This window comes from Halobacteriovorax sp. DA5 (assembly GCF_002903145.1).
In the GTDB taxonomy this organism is placed as follows: Bacteria; Bdellovibrionota; Bacteriovoracia; order Bacteriovoracales; family Bacteriovoracaceae; genus Halobacteriovorax_A.
Map to the genome: position 1 here is coordinate 350580 of NZ_PPDJ01000003.1, position 23835 is coordinate 374414.

Consider the following 23835-nt stretch of genomic DNA (forward strand, 5'->3'; position numbering starts at 1 on the left):
GTCAGTGGATTTATACTTAAGCCATTAAAAGTAGATTAATTTTTTGAATGGAGAAACGATGTATCGTTTAGTGCTTTTTTCCCTAACGCTAGTAGGGCTAGTTCTTGTTATGAACCTATCGGGTTACCAGAGTGTTGAAGTCAACAATGAGAAATATAACTTTGAAAATGCAAAGAAAGCGCACGCTGCTCACTTAGTTGAAGTTGCGGAACTTGCTAAGAAGCACGCAGAAGTAACAGCACCTCCAAAAGTTAGTGATGAAGTTATCGAAGAGAAGACTCTTATTCCTCTAGATACTCCACAACTTGTTAGAGCAGATAAACTTTATAAGCAATGTATTGCATGTCACGCTAAAGATGGTTCAGGGAAAGCTGCAAATAAGGCACCAAGAATCGGTGGTCAAATGGAATGGTATATTGAGAAGCAACTTCTTGATATGAAATCAGGGGCCCGTGTTAACCAACAGATGTTAACGATTGTTAAAAAACTATCGACTGAAGATATTGCAGACCTAGCGGCTTACTTATCTAAGGTGCCATGGGGCGGAGTTAAAAACTAAAATTGAATATCGATAAGAAGCCGCTTTTAAGCGGCTTTTTTTTTGGGAGCAACCATGAGAATATTTTCACTTTTACTACTTTTGACGATTACTGCTTGTGCATCTAAACCAAAGCTTTATCCGAACTCAGCCTATCAAAGATACGGAAAGGTCCAAGCCGATCGCGATATTGAAATTTGCATGGCCAAGGCCGACGAGTTTCTTGAGAGTGATCGTGGAAGACAAATGGTTCGTGAAGGTGGAAAAGGTGCTGCGTGGGGTGCTATTGTAGGCGCTGTGGCAAGTGCAGTCTTTGGTGGTAATGCTGGTAAAGGTGCTGCTCAGGGGGCCGCAATTGGTGGTGCTAGTGGAGCCGCTTCAGCGGGGCTTAGTGAAGATCAGATCAAGCAACGTTTCGTAAACCGTTGTCTTGCGGAGAAAGGCTACGAAGTAATTGGGTGGAGATAAATGACTTTATATCGTTATAAAAATATTGAACCGACAATTGGAGAGGGATGCTTTATTGCAGACTCTGCTGATGTTATTGGTAAAGTTTTCTTGGGAAAGAATGTTTCTCTTTGGTTTAAAGTTGTGGCCCGTGGGGATGTGAACGAGATTCATATTGGCGACAATTGTAATATTCAAGATTTAACAATGCTTCATGTAGAAGATAATATTCCCCTAATCATTAAAGAAAACGTTAGTGTTGGTCATAGTGTGACTCTTCATGCTTGTACAGTCGAAGAAGGCTGCTTAATTGGTATGGGGGCGACCGTCTTAGATGGAGCAGTTATTGGGAAAAACTCAATTGTAGCTGCCGGAAGTGTTGTTCCTCCTGGTAAGGTATATCCTCCTGAGAGCTTTATTATCGGAACGCCTGCTGTGGTTAAAAGGAAGCTTACTCCACAAGAAGTAGAGCAGTATAGTAACCACTATAAATCGTACTTAATAACAAAAGATGAGTATTTAAACGAAGTCGAAGTTATTTGCTAAGCTTTAATAGATTGAAGACTTTATCAACAAGGTCATCTCTTGAGAAAGGCTTAACAAGAACATTTGTTACTCCTGAATTGATTACACTCACCATTGATCGGTTATCTAAGAATCCTGAAATAAGAAGGTATTTCATCTTCTGATACTTCATCGACTTACTTGCTATATCAATGAAGTAAGTTCCATCTTTATCAGGTAATTTGTAATCAATAATAACTAGATCGAAATCTTCATTTCTTAGTTTTAATAAAGCAACACTTACAGAGTCGGCCGTGACAATATTTCTAAAAGCACCAGTTTGCTCCAGAAACGTTTTTATTAAAAAGCAAATCTTATCTTCATCATCTACGATGAGAATAGAAGGTTTTTTAGGTGTAAGTGAATTCTTAGAAGGGGACATGGCCATTAGTCCTGCTCCTCATTTTTAATACCAAGCATATTTAATATATCTTCTCTATTAAAAGGCTTCTCAATAAAGCCTTTAATCTCTTTATGATTATCAAATTTTGATTTATCCGCTACTCCTGACATTACGAAAGTAGGGGTATTGAGGCCATTTTTTATGATATCTTTGGCAAACTCAACACCATTCATATTTGGCATATCATAATCAGTGATTATGGCATCAACATCAGTACCTTCTAAGATTCTTTTTGCTTCAATAGCACTTGATGCAAAGATCAAAGTAATAGGTCCTTTTGCAAAAAAGTTCGTAAAAAGATTTAAGATCTTTGGTTCATTATCAATGATTAAAACTTTTTGGAAGCTATGGTTTACACTAAGTTCACTATCCGTAAAAGTTGTCGTTTCCATTTTCGGAAGAGTGATTTGAAACTCACATCCAGTTTTTGTATCAATTAATTCAAGTGATCCCGAATATGAATCAATGATTTTAGAAGAAATTGAAAGTCCAAGACCTGTTCCTTCTCCTACCTCTTTCGTGGTAAAGAATGAATCAAATATCTTTCCTCGATTTTCTTCAGGAATACCTCTTCCATTATCTTTAACTGTAATGATGTAGCAGACATCATTGCTGGAGATTGAAAGTGAAATTTTTGGATCTTTAGTATTTGCCTCACCCAGAGCGTGAATTGCGTTGGTAACTAAATTGATAATAACCTGTTCTATCTCGATAGGATTAACTTTAACGATCGAAGATGTGTTTACATTAAAATCAAGAGATATCTGATTCTGCTCTAATGGTAGTTTCAGTAGGGTAAGAGACTTATTGATAATATCTTCAAGGGTAATAAACTTCTTATCACTCTCTCTATTATGAAGAAAGCTCTTTAAGCCTTTGACGATTTTAGTGATACGATCAATTGACTCACGAGTATCACTAATACTTTCGTGGATAATATCATTTTCTTTTAATTCTTCTCCGGCCAAAAGAACACTAATTAATTCAATATTTCCTGAAGCAATAGTAAGTGGATTTGAAATCTCATGGGAAATCGTTGCTGTAATTTCCCCAATTGTACTTAACTTATCAGCTTGAATAATTTGATTGTGAATTTGCTTCAGCTCTTCAATTTGATAACGATACTTCGTATAGAGATTTTTCTCGATACTGATGTCGTTAAAACAAATTACTTTCTCGTTGTTGTCACTTTCAATTGCTTTGATAATAACGTGATAGAAGGTTTGATCTTCTAAGAAAATCTCTACTTCTGGCCCTACCTTTACATCATTCATATCTTCAAGAAAATCTTCAATATCAAAGCCGGTAAATAGGGTGCTAAGCTTTGGCGATTTTTTTAAAACTCTTGGCGACTTTTTGAAGAATGAAGCAAAGAAGTGATTATAATAAACTATCTCATTGTCATTATTTATGACACAGATTGGTTCAAAAATGGAGTCGTATAATTCGTATTTTGCCATCAGTTACATCTTTGTTTACTTCATCTGTTTAATGAATTGAAAGTACTGTGCTTCAATTGCATCAAATTCGAGTTCTTCACCTTCATCACTTTTCATAACAGGTGCCTTGTTATCAACGACATCACTTGTTTTAATAAGCATCATTTTTACATCGTCTGAAGATTCTTCGTAATATGGAGCATAGAAGCTTTCAACTTTTATTCCCGGTTTTATAAAGCCATGAACCATATTAATTTGTTCAATAACTGCCTGTGGACAATGAGAGTAGGTGATTGAACCAGTCAGCTCTGAAAGCATATTAATCCATTCACGAATTCCACATGAGTTAATCATCTCAACAGCATCGAAGTTGATATGAAGATTTTTATCTTTAACTCCAAGGATTGGTGTTAGATCAGCATCTTCATCAATTCTTCCAATTAAATTTAAAATCGTTTCATCATTTTCGGCCTTAATTTCGACCTTTAAGTTACTCATATTTTAATCCTTTAAATTATAAAAACTTATTGATGGTATTCTTTTACTAATATCTTTATACCGTTTATTTTTTTCAATATAGATGTAGAAGCTAGTGCTATCTTGATTTCCAACAATGTGAAGTTGATCACAATTTTGAAGCATCAGATAAAGTCCAAGCCCTGCTCCACGTCCTTCCTGCCTCGGTGTCTTCTCTACAGCTGCTCGGTAGAGAGAATTTATAATTGAGGATTTTCCCACATTAGTATAACTCCTGTAGTGGAGGATCGTTTTATGTTCATCTTGAGAAATTTCAATTTCTCCATGTTTTTGGCTGTTTACTCGATGAAAAATATCATTTGTGTAAAATTCATTTGTAATCAATTTTAATTTATTTTCAAAGCTATCGTGATAATCTTTTAAGTCAATACCATCGAGTAATTGATGGCACTTCTGATCAAATTCATTTTCAAGAGTTATTTCTATTTTGTTTGTTTTTTTTGAATTGATTCTACTATCAAGATTGTTTTGTTTCTGCTTTGTTAGATAGGCAATAACGCTCTCAACCTCATCTTGTATGCAAGGGGAGGCTCCAATGAGGTGATTTGTTCTGTTGTCTTTAAGGTACTTTAAGTTCACAAGTATATCGTAGCGACTCAAAAAGATATCACTTGAATCAGCTAACTGATCACTGATTTTAAGATCAAGACTCGAGGATTGAATTTTCATTTTTTCAATCTCTTTAAATTGTTCGTTTGCAATCTTAAATTCTATACCCATAAGTACATCACTTTATTTCCTGGCAGATGAGTGTAAGATCATCATCAAATGAATCACTTCCTCTGTGGTCGTATACAACAGAAACTATTGTATCACGAATTTCAGTGGCCGTGTGCTCTCCATATGTCATTAAGATCTTTAGTAATTTTCTTAGGCCCCATTGTTTGCCTTCACTATTTTCTGCCTCTGTTATTCCATCTGTCATATAAACAAGCAGATCACCTTGTTCTAGAATGATCGTTTCATAGTCGTAGCTAGAGTCTGCACTTTCTCCAAGTCTTGGCCCTTTAGCATCAAGTAGGGGAATGATATCTGCTTTAGTAATCTCAGGCTTTTTAGGAACCTTAAGCACTTCTAAGTGACTTGCATTAGTATATGAGTATTCCTTAGTCATTGTGTTATAGACCGATACAAAGGCAGTAAGAAGTATTTTATTATTTGAAAGATTAATAACCTTATTTAGATGTGAAGTAATTAAAGCTGGCGAGATTTGACTCGAATCTTCTGTCAGTCTTATTTTAATACTATTAAATGCAGAATTGATTGCTGAAGTTAGAAGGGCCGCTGGCAGGCCGTGACCTGTTGCATCTGCTATGATGGTAATAATATATTCATTAAATTCGAAGTGTCCCCACCAATCTCCACCACACTCAGAAGCTGGAGCAGCATAAGAGCTTAGGCGAACATTTGGTGTATCAATATCTTTTGGCGGAAAGAACTCTTCTTGCACCATTTTAGCAACTTTCACTTCTTCATCTAAGCGTGCTTTCTCTTTCATTTTTTCAATATATTCTAGAATCTCACGACTCATTTGATTAAATGAGTCTCCAAGTGTCCCGAGCTCATCACTAGTGTTGATCTCTACTGTTGATTCAAAATCTCCCTGACCAATACTGATGGCCCTTTGGTAAAGCTTTTCTATCGGCTTTGAGATTGTTTTTGATAGAAGGATAATAATTATAGTCGACAGAGCAATAATAAAGACTGCAAAGAATATAGCTCGCTGAATAAGAAACTTTGTTACCGATAGTGCATCCGACTCTGAAATTGTTGAAACAACAGAAAGTGCAAATGCCTTTGTTTGTGCTATGGAAACAAGGTAGTCGTCATTATTGAAAGTTAACTTTTTTACAATGTTATTTCCCTTAAGTTCATTCTTATCATAATTATGAAGTCCAATAAGGTCATTTCCAAGAACAAGTGCTCCATCTTTAAAGACAAGCGTATTATATGTTCGATTTTGTGAGAGTAGGTTATTTAAAATATTGGCCTTGATAACAATTGAAGTAAGACCTTTATTTATCTTTTTAGTTAGAATAACAAAAACATCTTCTTTGTATTTGAAAGAAGTAAGTGAGTTATCTCTTGTGCTCTTAGGAATCACTAACTTGAAATCATTTTCATTTTGTTCAAAATCTTTATTGATTATGAATTGGTTCTTTTCAATGAAGGCGAGAATATACTTACTTTCTGCTACGGCCTTTGCTCTAAGTTTATTGTTCTTTATAAGAGATAAATTTTGGAGATCATTCTCAATTTTATTAAGAGTATAGTTCATCTCCTTAGCAACACTTGTAACATTGAATAGTGAGTTCTCATATAAGTAGGCTTTCTTATCCTTTTCAAAAAGGTGAGTGGCATACTTAGTTAGAAAAGCGATAACAATTATTAGCAGCGCTGTATTAAGCGATATTAATTTAAGCTTGATCGGAAATGTCGGTCTTTTGCCCATTATTTACCTATGTAGAAGTCTATTGAATATTTAGATACAATGATATTAACGATTTGCGTCATGCGCAAGAATGAGAAAAGAGTACCAGGAACAATTTTGGGGCGACTAAATTCATTAGTTGATACATTTCTAATCTTGATGTGCCTTTGTGTTGCGGCCTTTGCCGGCAACCAAGTTTTTAACACATCATATATTCCACCAATCATGGGTGGGGAGCGCATTACTTTAGGCCAAGTCTTCGAATTACAAAATGATGTGAGAAGAAGAAGTTTTGATAATTTCTCTTGGCATGATCTTGGTTCAAACGAAGCACTTTTCCATAATGATCGTATTTTCACAGATAGAGATTCTACTACTCAGTTGGAATTTAGCTCTGGTAACCGCATTAAAGTCTCCGAAGAGAGTCTATTTAAAATCACACAAGAAACAGATGGAATTAATCTTAATATCGAACAAGGTGTTATCTTTGCTACTCTTAATAATGCAAGTGAAGCCTTTGTTGTTAAAGTAGGTGATCAGATCTATGAGATCACTTCAAATGATTCGAAGATTAAGATTTCAAATACAAATGGTAATAAAGAGTTATCTGTTCTTGATGGTAAGGCAAGCGTAAGACTAGGCGATCGTGAAGAAACCATTGAAAAGGGTGTAAGAGTACTGCTTACTGATGAGAGCTATACTATTAAGCAGAGCTGGCCAAGCGAATTTTCTCCCGTTGATGGTGATGTGTTCTATGTTAATGAAAAAAATAAAATTACATTTAAGTTTAATGAAAAAGTAGAAAAGTTATACATTTCAAACTCTCGTGAAGCTTTTGAAAACGGAGAAGCACATACTGTTAATGGACTCGAACTTAAGTTAGAGAATTTAGCTCAAGGCAGTTACTATTGGCAGGTAAGTGATGAAAGTAATGTTTCAACGGAAAAGTCATTTGAAGTTATCTATGAAGTTGTCCCTGAATTTGAAAACCTCGATGAGATTCAAAACACCGTTTTAGTGAATAAAGAGAAGCTTATTTATACTCAAGCATTTGAAAATATCGAATTAATGATTAATGGAAAAGTTTGGGAAGATTTTGATTATGATGAAGGTGAGTTGAAAATTTCTTTTGAGGAAGTTGGTGAGTATGAACTTTCTTATCGAAATAAAAGTGAGACGCATCCTTATGCGCTCTTTTCTAATCCTGTTCTAATAAAGGCCGTTGCAAAGCCTGGAGATATTGTTTTAAAGAGACCATTTAATGGCGAAGAATATTATTTCTATAATGATGGTACTGTTAAATTTTCTTGGGAAACTCAAGATCTCTTTAGTGGGGTTAGTACTTATCTAGTTTTAAATGGCAAAAGACAACTGGTTGCTGGGAGTTCTTTTTCTACTAGTGTTAATGAAAGTGGAGAATATTTTTGGTCATTGGAGTATGTCCTAAATAATGAAGTGATTGCTCGTTCAAAAGAAAATAAATATGTTGTTACTTTTGATAATGACAATAGTGCTCTTGAACAAGGACGTAAGATAGTTGTTAAAAAGCCAGGTGATGTTATTGATTTAACATGGCAGCAACAGGGGAGTGATGAGTTCATTGTTGAGATCTCTCGCGATCGTAATTTTAGTGCTATTAAAGAATCTATAAAGACCACTGAAAGTAATACTAAGCTACTTATTAAGGAACTTGGTGTTCACTATTGGCGTGTTAAGAATGAGGAAAATAAATTTGTTCCTCCCGTTAAAATAATTATTGTACCTCCGCCGCCACCAAAAGCGCCTCGTATTGATAAGGTCGAAAAGAGAGTTCAAGTTATTAGGCAGTCACTACCAATTGCCATCGTAAATTTACTAATTGATCAGGCATTTGCTCAAGAGAAGATTGAACTTAAGTGGGAGCCTGTAAGTGATGTTAAAGAGTATCGTATACAGATTCTTGATGGTGAAAAAATTATCGTTGATGAGAAAGTTAAGAATAATCGTTATGAGTGGGATGACTATCTAACAGGTAACTTCCAGTGGAGAGTTTCTGCAATTGATTATTGGAACCAGGAAAGTCCATTTTCTGCGCTTGAGGATTTAATCATTACAAAAAAGTTTGGTGGAGCAAAGGGGATTGATCTCGTTTCTCCAAGACACGGCCTTGTTATTAATGAAGGTGATATTGTTGAGATGAAGTTTGACCAAGTTCGTGGAGATAAATTCTTTATCGAAATTTCAAAAGATAAGTATTTCACAAATATTAAGGAAATACCTCTTGGAAATAAAACAACTTATACTTTTAGAAATAAATTAGCAGAAAGCTTTTATTGGCGCGTTAAGGCCATTGAAAAGAAGGACGTAATCTATTCTAAAAAAAGAAGAGTTGATGTTTTAAGTAAAAAAATTGCCAAAGTAGAAAACAGTAGAAAAAAGATTTTTACTCCAGGTAATAAGAAAGAAAAAAATTGGTATGTAGGCTACGCTCCTGAAAAAACAAATTATGAAGCCATTAGTAATGGAAAGAAAATTGTCGTTGATGATATGAACTTGATCTCATTTTATGCTGGCCTTAAGAAAGATTTTAAGGTCGCTGTAACTGATTTTGAATTACGTCATTCGAGTGGTGTTGTTTTTGATGATCTTGCATTTAATCAAACGCGCTTAAAAGTTAGCAGTCACATGCCCTTAAAGAAGCTCCCTCGCTTCAAATATGGTGCGGCAGTTGCTTTTGATTATCGAAGTACCCTTTCTTATGAGGGAAGTGAAGTTGTTTCAAATGCTGAGTTTACTTTCAATATTGGTATAAGCGGTATTTATGAATTTGAAAAAATTAAGATAAAAGCAGAGTATTTCATCCTTGGTTTTTCTGGCCTTAATGCAGAGGCACTCTATCAGATTAATAATAAATATCAGGTTGGTTTCCAATATCAGACCCTTGAAAAAGATGACCCAAGTATCACGCTTGATAAGATGGCCTTCAAACTTCAGTATAGTTTTTGAAAATATATTTTATGGACTGACCAGTATATGGGCCAGATTTTTGGCCCAATAATCTTAATATTCCCTTCTAAGTTATTGATAATGAATAAAAGTAAGGCCATTTTCGGGGCATGCCGATGGGCGTTTTATAATTAGAGCAGGTTTAAACTTGAACTTGTGAGGGCATTTTGAAAAGAGAAAGTAAAAGGCCACATTCACATTTATATTCGGTAAAGCTATTTGCTTTTCTCGTTGGGGTTATGTTGGTTGCTTCATCTTGTGTTCCACAAGATGAAGTTGAGGATTTAGTAAATGTACCGGGAGCAGATCTACCAACGCTTCCAAATCTTGATGTAGCTTGTTACCAAGATGTGTATGCACCTAAAGAAGAAGATATTACGAGAAATATAGATATTCTGGTTATCCCAGATACTTCTGCTTCAATTATTTCTGAAAGAGCGCAAATTGCAGAAGGATTTAATGCCTTCTTAGATGTTCTTCCATCGGCCGCTGATGTAAATATCGCAGTTATGCTGGGGCATGGGTCTGGATCGACACACTTTGGTAAGCTTTATACAAAGTCGACGGAGCCGACAATTCTTTCAAATCGTTCATTAACAATTGAAGAGATTAAAACACACTTAAGAACAAAAATGGAGAACCCAGCTGGAGACTATCGAACTGATGGTGGGGAGGCCGGACTTGCATCTCTTAATCGTGCACTAGAAGACGATTACTATAGCTCTATTCAAGGACAAGGCTTCTTTAGAGAAGATGCAGCTCTTGTGGTTGTATTTGTCGCTGATGAGCAAGATATTTGTGCGATTTATCCGGAAGGTGTAACACCTGTTCCTGACCCTCAAGGTGGTGAGGATCGTTCACGTCTTACTGAATGTTTTGATGGTGAAACACAAATCGTAACTCCTAAGAGTGTTCTAGATAAATTAAAGGCCCGTTATACAGATCGTCCACTTGTTACAGGTGGTGTTATTTATAACAATCTAAGTACTATTCCATTTGGTGGAGAAAACGAAATTGGATATGGTTATAAAGAGTTTGTTGAATTTGGTGGTGGATTCACTGTCGACATGGCAACTGGTGAATACGGAGATGGGTTATCTAAACTAGGTACACTAGCAATGTCACGTATTGATCCAGTTAATTCATTTAACCTAGAAGTAACGAATATTGATACGAATACGATTCGAACTTTTGTTGATGGAAAAGAAGTACAGTATTCATACGATACTGAACTGAATATTGTTTCACTCAATGAGGAGCGAGGTCCATTTTCAATTGCAGCTGTTCAATACTGTGAAAAGCCTTCAGTTACAAAACAGGTTATTCAAATTGTAGCAGGTGGTTCACACTCTTGTGCTCTTATTGCAAATGGTGAAGTAAAGTGTTGGGGAGATAACTCTAAAGGTCAGTTAGGACAAGGTGATACTGTTAATCGTGGTGATGATGAGGGAATTGATTCGATTCCGGCCATTGATTTAAACGGAGAGCTTGCACTACAAGTCATTGCAGGAAATCTTCACACGTGTATTCTAACTGAATCTAATAAAGTTAAGTGTTTTGGTGACAATACTTATGGACAATTAGGGATGGCATCAACTGATACTTTAGGTGATGACGAACAATTATCAGAATACGGTTATACTGAAATTGGCGGAATTGTAAGAAAGCTTTATGGTGGTACTTATCATAACTGTGCTCTTCTAACGACAGGTGATGTTCGTTGTTGGGGACAAAACTATTATGGTCAGCTTGGTACTGGTGATACTGAAATAATTGGAGATGATGAAACTCCAGCTCAGGGTAATCTTGTTGCTTTAGGGGCAAAGGCCATTCAAATGGATATTTCTTCGATGAGTTTCCATGCCTGTGCAATTTTATCTGGTGGTACTCTTAAGTGTTGGGGACGTGGGACTCACGGACAGCTTGGCCTAGGAAATACTAACAATGTGAATTCTCCAAGCTTGGCCACTCCAACGCCGAAAGGAGTAATTGCAGTTACAACTGGTGGTATCCATACTTGTGCACTTCTTTCTGATTCGACAGTATATTGTTTTGGGAATAATTCTCAAGGTCAGCTAGGGGATGGAACAAGTGAAGCAATGGGTGATAATGAAACTTTAGATAATCATACTGCTCTAGACTTAGGTTTTGAAGTTGCCTCAGTTGTTGCTTCAAACACTGCAACATGTGCTCTCTCTAAAGCTGGAGATGCAAAGTGTTGGGGTAACGGAACTTCTGGTAAGTTAGGTCAAGTTGGAACGGCCAAGATTACAGGTGATCTTGCAAACCTTCCAGCAATTGAACTTGGAAAGAGCGTTTCACAAGTTTCAGGTGGACTTAATCATCATTGTTTCTTAACAACTGATGAAGGTCTTGTGAAATGTATTGGTAATGGTAGTAAGGGACAACTTGGTAATGGAAATACAGATTCTATCGGTGATGATGAGTCACCTGTATTAGCAAACTTCCTTGCTCTTTTTAATATTTAAGAAATTAATTCCAAATAATAAAATCATAAGAACGATGGCACCGAGTATACTTTCATTATTCGGTGTCATATCTTCTCTCACTGCGCAGCCAGGATCAATTCCAGATTGAAGAGTTTCAAAACCGTTTGCTCCAAGGGTTACTATCGTTGGGTTAGGTGAGTAAGAACCACCAACTCCTGTAATGACTCCATCAACTTCATCAAGACGAATGATCCCGTCTCCGCCATTTCCACCGGCCCTTCCTAAAACTCCACCTGCGGCTCCACCTGTACCTCCTGAGGCATCGAGAGCAGCATTGAGTTCGATATTACCAACTGCTTGTAAGAAGATAACTCCACCGGCACCGCCACCTGAGCCACCAGAGTCTCCGTTGGCAGAAGTTGTGCCCGGCTGTCCAGCTCCACCATTGGCCAGAATAGGAGCGTTGATATACATATCTCCACCTGCGGCGATATGAATGACTCCACCTCCGCTTCCTCCTGGAGTTGCACCAGTTTCAGTCGCACCACCTTGCTCGCAGCCACCTCCGCCATTTCCGCCACCGGCACCACCAAGCATTTGTGCTTCAAGATTTAAAGCTGAGTCATATGTTACAGATGTGGAACCAGGGGCACTTAGAGTGTCCGATCCATCAACTGGTCCTGAAGAAACACCTGAGCCACCATTTCCACCAAGGGTTGCATGGGAGCCACCGGCACCACCACTACCGCCAATATCTGAAAAGCTTGATCCACCACAGGCTGCATCCGTTGCACTCGATCCTTCTGATCCTGGAAATGCTACTGGACTTAATCCTGCACCATAGCCTCCAGCAAGACCTTCTGCTACTGAGATTGTGTGAGCAATTGTAACGTCACCTTGAACTTTAATGATTAGTGGATTATTTCCAGTGATTGTAAGAGCACCAGTTGTCGTTAAGTCAGTACAATTATAAGTCCCACTTGGGATTAATCCTGTCCAGTTGCACGAAAGATCACTACCATCGCCAGTGTCAACAGCGGCAAAAGTAGTTGATGATAATAGTAGGAATATGGGTAGGATAAATCTCTTCACTGAAGAAATTTTAACATATCTTAACTATGTCTTTAACTAGGTATAAATGGCTAGAAATTGCCTTGAAAGAAGTTAAAGCGAACCGCCTCAATATCCTTTCTTCCTTGATTATATGAGAAGAAACTTTGTTTCAAAACTTGAGAGCGTACTTCAATCTGCTTTGCTGCTTCGTTGAAGATGAACTCAAGTTGAACTTCTTCATTTGTGGCCTTTAAATAGACCTCATTTCTTTCGATTTGATAGCCACCAATCTTTCTGATGACACTTGCTATCTTTTCAATATTCTCTTCAGGAGTTGCCCCTAGCATTTTAAAAGGCATGATATAACTTGAAGATGCTTTCTTCTCTTTAGAAGAAAGACAGTTGTCGATGGATGGACAAGTAAAATTATCTAGACTCGAAGACTCTTGAATTAGAAATTCCTTTGAGCATGATGCTGTTGTTAAAAGAATAGCAATAATCACTGATAGTCTAGCGAGTCTTTTCATTAAATTAGTCCTTCTCTTTTAATTTTCACTAAAACATACGGCTGAACTATTAGGTATTGGAATTCAGTGTTCTCTTCTTCCCACATTGTGATTTGTTCATCTGTTGGACGAAACATCTGTTCATCAGCAAGCCATTTCTTAATATATTCAACTTCGTCACGCGCCATTGTAAATCCTACGGCCGCAAGCTCAAGTTCATCAGTTATCATGAATAATGCTTCTCTTTCATGGTGAGGCTTTAGTAAGTCCCACTTTGCATCATCAATATCATTAGCTAATCTGTCTAATAGGTTCTCATTGTTATTTTCATCGTTCATATTAATTTCCTATTAAATTGCTTTCATCATTTTCTTATCATTATTAATTTGAGCAATTAACTTTTCATCAGTGTCGATGTAGTTAGAAGTGTGAACTTTTTTTGCTGCTTCAATTAATTCTTTAGAAGGATCTTCTTTGTCGATTTCGTTCTTAAGAAGAGAGTAATATTCTCTTTCTAGTTTATTCTTTTTTTCTTCTTTCTTACGGTAGTATGGAGTTAGGATAAAGAGGAAAGCAAGAACGGCAATCATCGACCAAACAATATGATAAATTTTCAAAAATACACCTCATGATTTAGTTTCGTTATAAATATACTATGTTAAAATTGCTCTGTGAATGATTTAAAGAAACTTGTTATTCTTGCCCAAAGCGGTGATGCACAGGCTTATCACGTCTTTTTGGAAACCGTATCGCAAACAATAAAACGCATTGTTTCTTTTAAGGTTTTTAACGAGTCACATCGCGACGATATATGTCAGGAAATCTTAATAAGTATTCATCATTCACTACCGACATACTCGCCAGATCGACCGATAATGCCTTGGATTAATTGTATTATTGAACGTCGAATAATCGATTACATTCGTAAATACACGAAATTAGAAGAAAGAGAAGAAATATTTGATGAGGCCGTCACAAAAGAGGCTAATGCATCGAATAATACAATAGAAAGAGTTGCGCTCGAGCAGCAGCTAGAGCTGTTGATTGAAAAGTATCTAACTGACGAATTGAGTAAACCGCTTCTCATGGCAAAACTTGAAGGGTTAAAAACGAAGGAAATCTCACAAGAGCTCGGAATTAGCGAGGCTGCGACACGAACGAGAATTTCTCGTGCTATGGCAAAGCTAAAAAAAGCGGTTAGGATTAATAATGGAAAATGAAAAGTTAATAAATTCATTAGTAAGTGACTTGAGGCCAGTAAAGAGATTGGCATCGCCAAGTCTTAGGACATTCTTTTGGCTTATTCCACAAGTCGCGATTAGTTTAATTGCAATTTCGATTAGTTCACCAATTGACTTTAAGTATATGCAAAATGCACATTTTATTATCCAAGTAATTGTTGCCCTAATTGCACTTGCCATTGGTTCTTACTTTGGTTTTGCTAATACTGTACCTGGTCTATTAAGTGAGAAGAAAGCAAAGCTTATTTTCGTACCATTTATTATTTTATTCGCTCTTATTATCTTTAATCTTTTATTTCCTATTGGCCTTGATTCGGCCCATGAGCATCGAGCAAATTGTTATCAAGAATTGAGTGTTCTTATGATTATTGGATTTGCTCACAATTACTATATGCTTAAGAAAGGCTTTATCGCTTTTAATAATGCAACTGTAGCGACAAGCTTATTAACAAGTGGGATGATCCCATTAGTAATTCTTTACTTTGGTTGTTCATTTTCGACAAAGCATCTAGTTATTTCTCATTATCTACCAATCTTGGTTATTACAACTTTAGGTATGATAATTTTTAAATTTACAAAAAAATAAAGTAGAATGTAACAATTTTAATTTTATATTCGAATAATTGAGTAAGAAGGAATTTAGCTTCTTAAAAAAAATAAAGGAGAATATTATGAATTCTAAAAAGTCACTATTAATGGGTGCCGCTGTTGCTGGTCTAATGATTTCATGTACGGGAACAGAAACTAAGATGCCAGAAACGGCTGCTAATGAAGTTATGTGTTACGGAGTAAACTCTTGTAAAGGTCAAGGGGCTTGCCACGGTAAAGTTGATGCTTGTAATGGAAAGAATGGCTGTCAAGCAGAGCTTAAGTGTGGTGGACAAAACTCTTGTAAAGGTAAAGGCTTAGTCAAGCTTACAAAAGAAGATTGTGAAGCTAAAGGCGGAAAAGTAGCTGCAAGGTAAGAAATGCAAAAGTACGGTGTTGGATTAAGACATACACATTTTCCATATTTGGAAAGTGAACACTCGAAGTCACAAGAAGGTGTCGAGTGGTTTGAGGCTCTTCTCGAAAATTATATGGGAACTTACGGGCGACCATATAAAATGCTTGAGAAGATTAGGGCCGATTATCCAATAGCGTTTCACGGAGTCTCTTTATCAATTGCCTCTAGTGAAGAATTAAATTTCGATTATATGAAAAAGGCAAAAGAGCTATATGATAACTTCGATCCTTTCGTGACGAGTGATCATATGTGTTGGACAGGGCATGCCCATTCAAATTTACACAATCTTTTGCCTTTTGCGTATACTAAGGAAAATCTTGAATTCATTGCTGATAAGGTAATGAGAGTTCAAGACTTTTACGCAAGAGAGATGGCCTTTGAAAATCTATCGGCCTATTTTACTTTAAATAAATCGACAATGAGTGAAGCCCAGTTCTTAAATGAATTGGCCAATAAAAGCGGCTGTAAAATTCTTTTAGACTTTAATAATGTCTACGTAAATGCAGTAAACCAAAAATTTGATGCAGCTGAATTTTTTGAAACAATTGAGACCAAGAATGTTTCTCAAATACATCTTGCTGGTTACTCTGACTTAGGTACACATCTTTTTGATACTCATTCTCATCCCGTTCACGCCGAGGTGTGGCAATTGTTTAAAAAGTATTGCCATAAATTTGATGTTCCAATTCTTCTAGAATGGGATGAAGACATTCCTGAATTCCCAGTTTTAGAAAGAGAAGTCTTAAAAGCAAAAGAGATTTTTGAAGGGGCCTTATTATGAATCATCATGATTTTCAAAATAAGTTCCTGAAGGGGGTTCTTTCGAAAGATATATCTCACGATATTATGAATGAAATGATTCCTATTGGTGAATTATCAAATGAACAAGTGATGGAAGTTTATCAAAATGACTATCGTGCACGCTTACAAGAAGTTATTGGTGATAATTTTGAAACATGTTGGTTTGTCATAGGCGATGATGACTTCCTTGATATTTCACTGGCCTATGTTGAGTCTAGGCTATCTGAATTTACAAATCTACTTTATTATGGAGATGACTTTCCCGAGTTTATTTCTTCACGTGTAAAAGAAGTTTCTTTTATTAGAGAACTCGCAGAGTTTGAAAAAAGATTTTGGAATTTATTTCATCAAAGAGACAATTCAAAATCGTTTATTCCTCAAGAATTTGGAGAAGGAATTTTTGAAATTCCTTTAAATTTAAAAGATACTTTCTCTCTTTTTTCTAGTGAAGTTCAGTTATCTGAGCTTTGGCAAATGAGAAAAGGTGATAGTGACAAGAGTTATCATGATATTCAAAATAATGAATTAACAATTCTCTATAAGAGAGATGAGAAAATGCAGATTCAAGTGATCTCAGAGGGGATCTTTGAACTCATTACAAACTTAAAGAATCATCAAACAATCTTTGAAGCTGTCGAAGAAATTGAGGAGGATAAATTAAGTGATCCAACTTTGTGGTCAGTTTTCTTCAATCTTCTTGGTTATATTGCCGAGATCAAAGGCAAATAAATCGTTGGCTATTTTAAGACAGTCTTCTGTTACTGGGGACTCGATGACGATATCTTCTTGAGTGATTGGATGCTTAAAACATAATTTATAAGAATGAAGAAAGATTCGGTAGAACTTATAATCTTTCCTAAATTGATTGTTAATCGACGAATGGCCATATTTCGCATCACCAACTAGGTTGTGCATACGACGAGAAAAGTGCTTTCTTATTTGATGCTGGCGACCTGTGAAGATTTCAATCTCAACAAGACTGTACTCTTCATTTGTAGCGAGTCTTTTAAATGCTGTCTTCGCATCTTGAATACCCTTGTCTGTTTTAATTGGAAAGTCGTACACGCCTTCTTCTTCCGCTACGCCCTTAACCATTGCAACATAGTGCTTTGAAACATTGTCACTATTCCATTGCTCCTTCATAAGCTTTGTTGCTTCCTTTGATTTTGCAAAGAGAACTACACCTGAAACTGGTTTATCAAGCCTGTGAATAGGAAAGAGATAAATATCTGTTTGTTTCTTTAGCGATCTTAGAAGACTTCTTCGATCAGAGCTTCTGGCCTTAAAAGGGTGGACTAAAAGATCACTTGGCTTTGTGGCCGCTATATAGTGATCATCTTCAAATAGGACTTGGATTTTATTCTTCACGAGTAAATATATATCAGATTTGATCGAGGTAAGTATATGAAATTTTAGGAAGTCTTACTCTTTTACTAAGGTACTGCTTATAAGTTACCGATATTTGAGATGTGAGAATATTAAGAGAGAAACTATTTTTTATTTTATTTATATGTGTGGGCCTTTCGCTGCCTTCCATGGCATCTGAATCGGGTGTTCTCTATCGCAATGGAGCGACAACGATTTCGTATGACCGCAGTAAAGATCAATTTATCTTTAGAGATGAAAAATCAGTTTCAGAATATTCAAGATTTCGCTACAACGATTTAATTCTCGAAAAATTTCATCGTATTCCTATCGAGGATCACGGGGAAGTCGAAAGAAGATTAAAAATGGTAAAGAAAACGTACCATCTTTCAGCTCCCGCTCCTGAAGAAATTTTACAGGAGAGTCTGGCCGTTGCTTCAAAAATTAATGAGGCAGATGATTATGGCTGTGGGGATTCGAGAATTAATATCGGAGATGACCAAGTTGCTTATACGGCAGAGATTGAAATAGAAAAGCTTGATGTTAAGAAAGAAGGCTTCTTTGGCCTTGGAGAACTTGAGGGTGCCGAGTTTGAATTAAATACTTCAAATGATAATCCATTACATGGAGGATTAATGGCCCTTGGGATAACTAACTTCAATGAGCGTGATGGTATTGAAGGGGATGATCGAGGTCTGACTTTTGGTGCAAAAATTTCTGCTAAGTTAAAATTTGAAAATGGTGAGGTCCTATTTAGCTATAACTCGAGGGCCTATACTAAACTTGTTGAAAAATCTTGTGGAGTCGTTGAAATCCATGGACGTTTATACGAGAGGTTCTGCTATCAAAACGACGACGGTACATGGAATCAAGAAGGATTAAATAGAGACGATATTGACCTTAGTGTTTATCGATTAATAGGTGATGATAAAAAGAGCTTTGTCCAACTTGGAGCAGGTTTAACAATCCTTGACGACAATGGGCTTGCGATGAATACGCAAAGAGCGTGGCATAAAATGTCTAAGTCCGCGGGAACGGTTCAGTATAAGAACTACGGTCATATGGATCAAGTGGTATCACCAAAAGCACATTTTAAGGTTGGAAAGATCTATGATTATAAAAATGAAGAGGGGACGATTTCAACAACCTCTCAAATCTATACTGGTGGACAACTTTCTCATATTAGTGGAAACGAAAATTATGTCGGCTTAGGTGGCGAGTTTAAAGTTAACTTCAAGCCACAAGATAGTAACGGTAAATTTCCAGCGGTAGAAACTCGTTTCTACTATGACGGCCAATATACACAAGAAGGTGAATTAAATCATTACTATGGTGTTGAAGCTAAAACAAATGTCTATACAACGAAAAAGTCTGTTATCTATATTAAAGCGGGTATGGGAATTGAAGATGATCAGTATACTCGCCAATACGAGAATTATGGAAAGTCTTTTCTTAATCGTAATTTAGATATTCAGCACTACTTAGGAATTGGTATAGAAAAAAGGTTCTAAGCAAAGCAAAGAACCTTTTGTATTTATTATGGTGATTATTTTTCTTGATAGATATGAACATCTCTTTGAGGAAATGGAATCGTAATCCCTTCTTTATCAAACTCTAGTTTTACATTCTCATGCATATCAAACATAACTTGCCAGTAGTCCGCAGACTTTACCCATGGCCTAACAGCAAAGTTAACTGAACTATCTGCAAGAGCAGCAACTGCAACGACAGCTTCAGGTTCATCAAGTACCATTGGATGCTCTTTTGTAAGTCTCATTAGAACTTCCTTGGCCTTCTTGATATCGTCTCCGTACCCAATTCCAAAAGTCATATCAACGCGTCTAATTCCTTCAGCTGAGTAGTTTACAATACTTCCAGATGAAAGTGATCCGTTTGGTAGAATGACAGTTTTATTATCTGCAGTATTTAAGATTGTGCAAAATAGTCCAATCTCTTTTACCTTACCAATAAACCCTTGAGCTTCGATTACATTTCCAACTCTAAATGGCTTAAAGAATAGAATAAGTACACCACCAGCAAGGTTACCAAGAGCTCCTTGTAGAGACATACCAAAAGCAAGACCTGCAGCACCAAGCATTGTAATGAAACTCGTTGTCTTAACTCCCACCATTCCAATGATAGTGATGAATAGTCCAATTTTTAGAGCAATACTTACGATTGAAGTGATAAAACCTCTTAGAGATAATTCAACTTCTTTCTTTTGTAGCGCTTTATCAACTAATCTATCGATGAAATTGATAACTTTAAGTCCGATAATTAGGACGACAATTACTTTGATAAATTGAATTCCATACTCAGCAGCATGATTCATTAATTTTTCAATATTGGCTTCATTTAATAATTCTTTCATTTATTCTCCTAAAAATTCGCCAAAAGACTAATTGTTGTTTTGTAATCGTGTTGATCTCTTCCTTCAACTGGCTCGTTTTCGTATTCCCAAATAACACCAGCTTTTAAAGAAAAAGTACTATTAATTAACATACGAATAGATGGCTCCATATTAATAATGTAATTTTCACTATTCTTTAGACTCGGAATATATTCTAGCCAGTAACGAGCATTCACACCTTTTCGAAGTTCCTTACTAATTTCATAATACGCACGCAGTTTTTGTTCGTGGCTATCTGGCTCATTTTGAACAAAATTTTCTCTTGTATAACGATAACCAAGTTCAGCAAACATTTTATAATCATCTTGATCGTAGAACTTATACTTAAAACCTATTTCCATGTTATTTCTGGCCCAAAAACCTTTAAAGCGATCCGACTCAAATAAGTCGCCAAGATAGATATCTACATTTTTTGAAAGTACGTGATCAAGTCTTAGTAGGGCACTCCATTTTTCATCATCAACAATTTCGTCGGACTCACCATAAGAGTATGTCCCATTAAAAGTCAGGGTATTGGTATCCCATTTATAAGAGTTACGTGATGCAAAGTCATATGTCTTTTTGTTAGTATTTCCACCAGAAGCAATAAATGTTACTTCATCTTCTGATTTAAATTGTGCATGAGTAAATTGGCCTACGATAAGGGCCAAAAATAGTAATTTCTTCATAACAAAATCCTTTTTAAAAAAACTATTCTATGTTCATTGTTAATAATAATTATCCTAAATTCTGTCTATTTATCTTAACTACGATTAACTCTTTTGTACAATTCAACCTTTAGCAAAATAATGCCAATAATCATTGGTTTGAGATAATGCTTATTTGAAACTAGTAATTATTTGGCCAACAATTACAGAAGCTTAAAGACTGATAAAAAAACTAGATTAATAATAGTGGGATTATCGGCAAAATGGAGTAAATGTTTGTAGGAAGTGTTTTTCTCAATTAAAATTAATTAATTGCGAAATTGGAGCTGTAATGGAGTTAATCGAACCTTTTTTAAACGCTTTACTTGAAGTGTTTAAAAAGCAACTAAATATCCCTCTTCTGGCAGGAGAGGTCCATCCAAATTATGAATTCAAGGATGTTGTTGATATTGTAGGACTTATTGGAATTAGTAGTGAAAAGATTAACGGAGAGTTAGCACTATGTTTTAATAAGGATAGTTTTTTAACTATTTATAACACAATGTTTTCTGAAAACCAGACAGAGCTAAATGAGGATATTTCAGATTCAGCTGCTGAATTTGTTAATATGGTTTTAGGTCAGGCCAAAGCTGACATTAATAAAATAACAGGACTTACTGTTGAAAGAACAACACCGGAAGTAATCATAGGGGAGAGTATTAAGAATGATCGAATAACAGGACCAAGAACTGTTACGATTCCATTTGAGCTTCCTGTTGGTATGAATAAACAAGTATTTTATATGAGCCTAACAATCGAAGAGTAATTAATGCAAAAAAAAATATTTCTAATTTCCTTTCTATCTATTTTTCTATTTATTTCATGTAACAAAAATGTAGCGCCTAAAGCTGATTTAAAATATTGGAATGATACTGCGGTAACAAATAAGATTAAAACTTATTTGAAAGATATTTCTGATGAAAAATCTAAAAACTTTATTCCTGTTAGTGAAAGAATTGCTGTTTTTGATAATGATGGAACACTTTGGGGCGAGTACCCGATGTATGTTCAATTTATTGCGTTGTTAGACTTCTATAAAGACATCATTGTTGGAAAGTATGATCGACCAAATGCCTTAGTTGATGAAGTCCTTAAGCAGTTTCCTAATGTTGAAGATAAGGGCAAGCTTTATCAGGCCCTACTTGATATGCAAGCTGGTGTTACTAATGACGAGTATATGGAATACATGGCAAAGTGGTTAGAGACTAAGAAGCACCCAAAGTTAAATAAGAAATACACAGAGCTGATCTACGCTCCAAGTGTTGAGCTAATGAGAACGCTTGAAGATTTTGGTTTTAAAGTTTTTATCGTAACAGGTGGGGGAACACACTTTGTTAGGGTTCTAAATAATATTGTATACGACCTTCCTTCATATCAAATTGTTGGAACAAAGTTTGGTAAGAAGTTTTCTGAAAATGGAAAAGTCGAATTTCAAAATGAGGCAAAGCTTGCTTTTTTAAATGACAAAGAAAATAAGCCTGTCGGTATTCTAGAACATATTGGAAAAGTTCCTGTATTTGTTTTAGGGAATTCAGATGGGGACTTTGCAATGGGGAAGTATGCTACTTTAAATTCAAAATATAAATCATTTGTTGGTATTATTCATCACGATGATAGTGCACGTGAGTTTGCCTATGATAGAAAATCACACGTTGGTAAACTTGATAAGGTTCTAACTGAAGGTGATAAATACTTTGTAAATCTAATTAGTATGAAAAAAGATTTTAAGCAGATTTATTTTTCTGAATCAGATAAAGGCCATCGCGAATAGGGAGCATGGTCTTATAAAGATCATCTCTCGATTCAATATAGTTATTAAATTCAATGAGCGCATTGGTTGTCTTATCCTCAGGGTCAACAATATCAGAAGCGACCTTGCCATTCCAAAGAACGTTGTCCACAACAATCATACCATTTTCACTGAGTAGTTCTAAAGAGAGTTCTAAGTAGTTCTTATAACTTCCTTTGTCGGCATCAATGAAAATTAAATCAAAGCTTTGTCCTGCTAACTCTTTTAGAACTAAGTTAGCATCACCGAAGCGAGCTTCGATTTTCTTACCTACTTCGCTACGATCCCAGTAAGACTTTGCAAAAGTATTGATTTTTTTATTCTTATCAATGGTAATCACTTTTCCATCAACAGGAATATTCTCTGCCATGGCCAAGGCCGAATAGCCTGTGAAAGTACCGATCTCTAAAATATTCTTGTAATTATTTGAGCGAATAAAGAAGCCCAGAAGGGAAGCGACCAGTTCTCCCGAAATCATGCGTCCAAGTGGATGATTATCTTTTGTATAATCACCCAGCTCAACGCAAAGATCACTTGGGATATTTGATTTATTTAAACAATATTTTTCAATCTCTTTTAAATTTTCCACTGAAACTCGATAAGTTTATTTCCGCTTATTTCATCGCAAACGCTAGTTAATTCTTTCGATAAGAATAGCATAGAAATATATGCATTGTATTTAATGATATATTTAAATCCAGGAGAAATATAACGATCGAGTTGTTCTTTTAGCACCATGCACTCTGGTGTAGTTGTCATATATGATGTTTCAAAATCTAATCTCTTAAAACCTTTTTGTCTTGAAAAGTCTGCACTATAAAAGCATTGACCATCATTTGACTCAACATCAAGAATAATTCTTCTCGTCGAATCGGAAATACCTAGTTTCGTAAATGAAATATCAAGTCCCGCTATCTCATTTGGCGCAGGGACTTTATCGCGAAAGCTCTTGCACGCAAAAGTTGTAAATTCAGTGACAAATTTCATATCCGTGGCACTTGGAATGATCTCGTCTGAGGCGTAAGTATTTGAAATAAGTAAAATTGTAAGCAGGAGTGTCTTCATTTATGAGGTCCTTTATCACTTTTGTTTGATGAGTAAAACATTAATTCTCCTTTTCATACTCCTGTCTTGGCAAAGAGTAAAGTTAGTATGAAAATTTGACGGGCCAATCTTAAAAAAAG

The 23835-nt window shown here is 35.9% G+C and carries 27 protein-coding genes; 13 read left to right on the forward strand and 14 right to left on the reverse strand.

Annotated features, from left to right (window positions below):
• Positions 1-58: 58 nt before the first annotated feature.
• Genes C0Z22_RS08340 through C0Z22_RS08350 form a run of 3 tightly spaced genes read left to right on the forward strand, consistent with a single transcriptional unit; the run spans position 59 to position 1531 of the window.
• A complete protein-coding gene (locus C0Z22_RS08340) occupies positions 59-559 on the forward strand; it encodes a c-type cytochrome (RefSeq protein WP_103217901.1) in 501 nt (166 codons plus the stop codon).
• 54 nt (positions 560-613) lie between these two features.
• Positions 614-1006, forward strand: a complete 393-nt coding sequence (locus tag C0Z22_RS08345; RefSeq protein ID WP_103217902.1) for a cell envelope biogenesis protein OmpA — start codon at positions 614-616, stop codon at positions 1004-1006.
• On the forward strand, positions 1007-1531 hold the full coding sequence (locus C0Z22_RS08350; protein WP_103217903.1) for a gamma carbonic anhydrase family protein: 525 nt from the start codon (positions 1007-1009) through the stop codon (positions 1529-1531).
• Here the strand turns inward: C0Z22_RS08350 and C0Z22_RS08355 are convergent.
• Genes C0Z22_RS08355 through C0Z22_RS08375 form a run of 5 tightly spaced genes read right to left on the reverse strand, consistent with a single transcriptional unit; the run spans position 1521 to position 6380 of the window.
• On the reverse strand, positions 1521-1937 hold the full coding sequence (locus C0Z22_RS08355; protein WP_103217904.1) for a response regulator: 417 nt from the start codon (positions 1935-1937) through the stop codon (positions 1521-1523). The genes C0Z22_RS08350 and C0Z22_RS08355 overlap by 11 nt on opposite strands.
• Complete coding sequence (locus C0Z22_RS08360) at positions 1937-3412, reverse strand: ATP-binding protein (RefSeq protein WP_103217905.1); 1476 nt, start codon at positions 3410-3412, stop codon at positions 1937-1939. The genes C0Z22_RS08355 and C0Z22_RS08360 overlap by 1 nt, the downstream gene beginning before the upstream one ends.
• 15 nt (positions 3413-3427) lie before the next feature.
• Positions 3428-3889 carry a hypothetical protein gene (locus tag C0Z22_RS08365; protein ID WP_103217906.1) on the reverse strand — a complete coding sequence of 154 codons (462 nt, stop codon included), beginning with the start codon at positions 3887-3889 and terminating at the stop codon, positions 3428-3430.
• Between the two features lie 3 nt (positions 3890-3892).
• On the reverse strand, positions 3893-4648 hold the full coding sequence (locus tag C0Z22_RS08370; protein ID WP_103217907.1) for a hypothetical protein: 756 nt from the start codon (positions 4646-4648) through the stop codon (positions 3893-3895).
• A 7-nt stretch (positions 4649-4655) separates the two neighbouring features.
• Positions 4656-6380, reverse strand: coding sequence for a SpoIIE family protein phosphatase (locus tag C0Z22_RS08375; protein WP_103217908.1), 1725 nt, complete (start codon positions 6378-6380; stop codon positions 4656-4658).
• Positions 6381-6440: 60 nt separating this feature from the next.
• Between C0Z22_RS08375 and C0Z22_RS08380 the strand changes: the two genes are divergently transcribed.
• Both C0Z22_RS08380 and C0Z22_RS08385 read left to right on the forward strand, forming a co-directional pair.
• Entirely contained in the window at positions 6441-9344 is a 2904-nt protein-coding gene (locus C0Z22_RS08380) for a FecR domain-containing protein (protein ID WP_103217909.1), read from the forward strand.
• 167 nt (positions 9345-9511) lie between these two features.
• Positions 9512-11833, forward strand: a complete 2322-nt coding sequence (locus C0Z22_RS08385; protein ID WP_146037846.1) for a hypothetical protein — start codon at positions 9512-9514, stop codon at positions 11831-11833.
• On the opposite strand, the gene C0Z22_RS08390 is transcribed toward C0Z22_RS08385, so the two are convergent.
• The 4 genes from C0Z22_RS08390 to C0Z22_RS08405 are packed head-to-tail and all read right to left on the reverse strand — an operon-like array spanning position 11801 to position 13970.
• Entirely contained in the window at positions 11801-12886 is a 1086-nt protein-coding gene (locus tag C0Z22_RS08390) for a hypothetical protein (protein WP_103217911.1), read from the reverse strand. The genes C0Z22_RS08385 and C0Z22_RS08390 overlap by 33 nt on opposite strands.
• Before the next feature lie 50 nt (positions 12887-12936).
• Positions 12937-13374, reverse strand: a complete 438-nt coding sequence (locus C0Z22_RS08395) for a DUF1499 domain-containing protein (protein WP_103217912.1) — start codon at positions 13372-13374, stop codon at positions 12937-12939.
• A complete protein-coding gene (locus tag C0Z22_RS08400) occupies positions 13374-13691 on the reverse strand; it encodes a DUF2288 family protein (protein ID WP_103217913.1) in 318 nt (105 codons plus the stop codon). The genes C0Z22_RS08395 and C0Z22_RS08400 overlap by 1 nt, the downstream gene beginning before the upstream one ends.
• 12 nt (positions 13692-13703) lie before the next feature.
• Positions 13704-13970 carry a hypothetical protein gene (locus C0Z22_RS08405; protein WP_103217914.1) on the reverse strand — a complete coding sequence of 89 codons (267 nt, stop codon included), beginning with the start codon at positions 13968-13970 and terminating at the stop codon, positions 13704-13706.
• A 54-nt stretch (positions 13971-14024) separates the two neighbouring features.
• Here C0Z22_RS08405 and C0Z22_RS08410 point away from each other — a divergent pair, with 54 nt between their 5' ends.
• From C0Z22_RS08410 to C0Z22_RS08430, 5 genes are all read left to right on the forward strand, one after another.
• Positions 14025-14573 carry an RNA polymerase sigma factor gene (locus C0Z22_RS08410; protein ID WP_103217915.1) on the forward strand — a complete coding sequence of 183 codons (549 nt, stop codon included), beginning with the start codon at positions 14025-14027 and terminating at the stop codon, positions 14571-14573.
• Positions 14563-15180 carry an NrsF family protein gene (locus C0Z22_RS08415; protein WP_103217916.1) on the forward strand — a complete coding sequence of 206 codons (618 nt, stop codon included), beginning with the start codon at positions 14563-14565 and terminating at the stop codon, positions 15178-15180. The genes C0Z22_RS08410 and C0Z22_RS08415 overlap by 11 nt, the downstream gene beginning before the upstream one ends.
• A gap of 85 nt (positions 15181-15265) precedes the next feature.
• Positions 15266-15559 (forward strand): hypothetical protein, encoded by a 294-nt coding sequence (locus tag C0Z22_RS08420; protein WP_103217917.1) that lies wholly within the window; start codon positions 15266-15268, stop codon positions 15557-15559.
• A 3-nt stretch (positions 15560-15562) separates the two neighbouring features.
• Positions 15563-16381 carry a DUF692 domain-containing protein gene (locus C0Z22_RS08425; RefSeq protein ID WP_103217918.1) on the forward strand — a complete coding sequence of 273 codons (819 nt, stop codon included), beginning with the start codon at positions 15563-15565 and terminating at the stop codon, positions 16379-16381.
• Positions 16378-17130, forward strand: coding sequence for a DNA-binding domain-containing protein (locus C0Z22_RS08430; RefSeq protein ID WP_103217919.1), 753 nt, complete (start codon positions 16378-16380; stop codon positions 17128-17130). Before C0Z22_RS08425 ends, C0Z22_RS08430 begins: the two co-directional genes overlap by 4 nt.
• Here the strand turns inward: C0Z22_RS08430 and C0Z22_RS08435 are convergent.
• Positions 17080-17769 (reverse strand): RluA family pseudouridine synthase, encoded by a 690-nt coding sequence (locus tag C0Z22_RS08435; RefSeq protein ID WP_158246861.1) that lies wholly within the window; start codon positions 17767-17769, stop codon positions 17080-17082. The genes C0Z22_RS08430 and C0Z22_RS08435 overlap by 51 nt on opposite strands.
• A gap of 167 nt (positions 17770-17936) precedes the next feature.
• Here C0Z22_RS08435 and C0Z22_RS08440 point away from each other — a divergent pair, with 167 nt between their 5' ends.
• A complete protein-coding gene (locus C0Z22_RS08440) occupies positions 17937-19277 on the forward strand; it encodes a hypothetical protein (protein ID WP_103217921.1) in 1341 nt (446 codons plus the stop codon).
• A gap of 35 nt (positions 19278-19312) precedes the next feature.
• On the opposite strand, the gene C0Z22_RS08445 is transcribed toward C0Z22_RS08440, so the two are convergent.
• Positions 19313-20137: a mechanosensitive ion channel family protein gene (locus C0Z22_RS08445; protein WP_103217922.1), complete on the reverse strand. Its 825-nt coding sequence runs from the start codon at positions 20135-20137 to the stop codon at positions 19313-19315.
• A gap of 8 nt (positions 20138-20145) precedes the next feature.
• Positions 20146-20844: a YdiY family protein gene (locus C0Z22_RS08450; protein WP_103217923.1), complete on the reverse strand. Its 699-nt coding sequence runs from the start codon at positions 20842-20844 to the stop codon at positions 20146-20148.
• 310 nt (positions 20845-21154) lie between these two features.
• Here C0Z22_RS08450 and C0Z22_RS08455 point away from each other — a divergent pair, with 310 nt between their 5' ends.
• Both C0Z22_RS08455 and C0Z22_RS08460 read left to right on the forward strand, forming a co-directional pair.
• Positions 21155-21628 (forward strand): chemotaxis protein CheX, encoded by a 474-nt coding sequence (locus C0Z22_RS08455; RefSeq protein WP_103217924.1) that lies wholly within the window; start codon positions 21155-21157, stop codon positions 21626-21628.
• A 3-nt stretch (positions 21629-21631) separates the two neighbouring features.
• A complete protein-coding gene (locus C0Z22_RS08460; RefSeq protein WP_103217925.1) occupies positions 21632-22633 on the forward strand; it encodes an HAD family phosphatase in 1002 nt (333 codons plus the stop codon).
• Here C0Z22_RS08460 and C0Z22_RS08465 read toward each other — a convergent pair.
• A complete protein-coding gene (locus C0Z22_RS08465) occupies positions 22587-23240 on the reverse strand; it encodes an O-methyltransferase (RefSeq protein WP_103217926.1) in 654 nt (217 codons plus the stop codon). The genes C0Z22_RS08460 and C0Z22_RS08465 overlap by 47 nt on opposite strands.
• A complete protein-coding gene (locus tag C0Z22_RS08470) occupies positions 23228-23716 on the reverse strand; it encodes a hypothetical protein (protein ID WP_103217927.1) in 489 nt (162 codons plus the stop codon). Before C0Z22_RS08470 ends, C0Z22_RS08465 begins: the two co-directional genes overlap by 13 nt.
• Between the last annotated feature and the right edge of the window lie 119 nt (positions 23717-23835).

Coding starts and splice junctions, on each gene's coding strand:
- C0Z22_RS08340 (WP_103217901.1), top strand. CDS start 59: ATGTATCGTTTAGTGCTTTTTTCCCTAACGCTAGTAGGGCTAGTTCTT.
- C0Z22_RS08345 (WP_103217902.1), top strand. CDS start 614: ATGAGAATATTTTCACTTTTACTACTTTTGACGATTACTGCTTGTGCA.
- C0Z22_RS08350 (WP_103217903.1), top strand. CDS start 1,007: ATGACTTTATATCGTTATAAAAATATTGAACCGACAATTGGAGAGGGA.
- C0Z22_RS08355 (WP_103217904.1), bottom strand. CDS start 1,937: ATGGCCATGTCCCCTTCTAAGAATTCACTTACACCTAAAAAACCTTCT.
- C0Z22_RS08360 (WP_103217905.1), bottom strand. CDS start 3,412: ATGGCAAAATACGAATTATACGACTCCATTTTTGAACCAATCTGTGTC.
- C0Z22_RS08365 (WP_103217906.1), bottom strand. CDS start 3,889: ATGAGTAACTTAAAGGTCGAAATTAAGGCCGAAAATGATGAAACGATT.
- C0Z22_RS08370 (WP_103217907.1), bottom strand. CDS start 4,648: ATGGGTATAGAATTTAAGATTGCAAACGAACAATTTAAAGAGATTGAA.
- C0Z22_RS08375 (WP_103217908.1), bottom strand. CDS start 6,380: ATGGGCAAAAGACCGACATTTCCGATCAAGCTTAAATTAATATCGCTT.
- C0Z22_RS08380 (WP_103217909.1), top strand. CDS start 6,441: ATGCGCAAGAATGAGAAAAGAGTACCAGGAACAATTTTGGGGCGACTA.
- C0Z22_RS08395 (WP_103217912.1), bottom strand. CDS start 13,374: ATGAAAAGACTCGCTAGACTATCAGTGATTATTGCTATTCTTTTAACA.
- C0Z22_RS08400 (WP_103217913.1), bottom strand. CDS start 13,691: ATGAACGATGAAAATAACAATGAGAACCTATTAGACAGATTAGCTAAT.
- C0Z22_RS08415 (WP_103217916.1), top strand. CDS start 14,563: ATGGAAAATGAAAAGTTAATAAATTCATTAGTAAGTGACTTGAGGCCA.
- C0Z22_RS08420 (WP_103217917.1), top strand. CDS start 15,266: ATGAATTCTAAAAAGTCACTATTAATGGGTGCCGCTGTTGCTGGTCTA.
- C0Z22_RS08425 (WP_103217918.1), top strand. CDS start 15,563: ATGCAAAAGTACGGTGTTGGATTAAGACATACACATTTTCCATATTTG.
- C0Z22_RS08430 (WP_103217919.1), top strand. CDS start 16,378: ATGAATCATCATGATTTTCAAAATAAGTTCCTGAAGGGGGTTCTTTCG.
- C0Z22_RS08440 (WP_103217921.1), top strand. CDS start 17,937: ATGGCATCTGAATCGGGTGTTCTCTATCGCAATGGAGCGACAACGATT.
- C0Z22_RS08445 (WP_103217922.1), bottom strand. CDS start 20,137: ATGAAAGAATTATTAAATGAAGCCAATATTGAAAAATTAATGAATCAT.
- C0Z22_RS08450 (WP_103217923.1), bottom strand. CDS start 20,844: ATGAAGAAATTACTATTTTTGGCCCTTATCGTAGGCCAATTTACTCAT.
- C0Z22_RS08455 (WP_103217924.1), top strand. CDS start 21,155: ATGGAGTTAATCGAACCTTTTTTAAACGCTTTACTTGAAGTGTTTAAA.
- C0Z22_RS08460 (WP_103217925.1), top strand. CDS start 21,632: ATGCAAAAAAAAATATTTCTAATTTCCTTTCTATCTATTTTTCTATTT.
- C0Z22_RS08470 (WP_103217927.1), bottom strand. CDS start 23,716: ATGAAGACACTCCTGCTTACAATTTTACTTATTTCAAATACTTACGCC.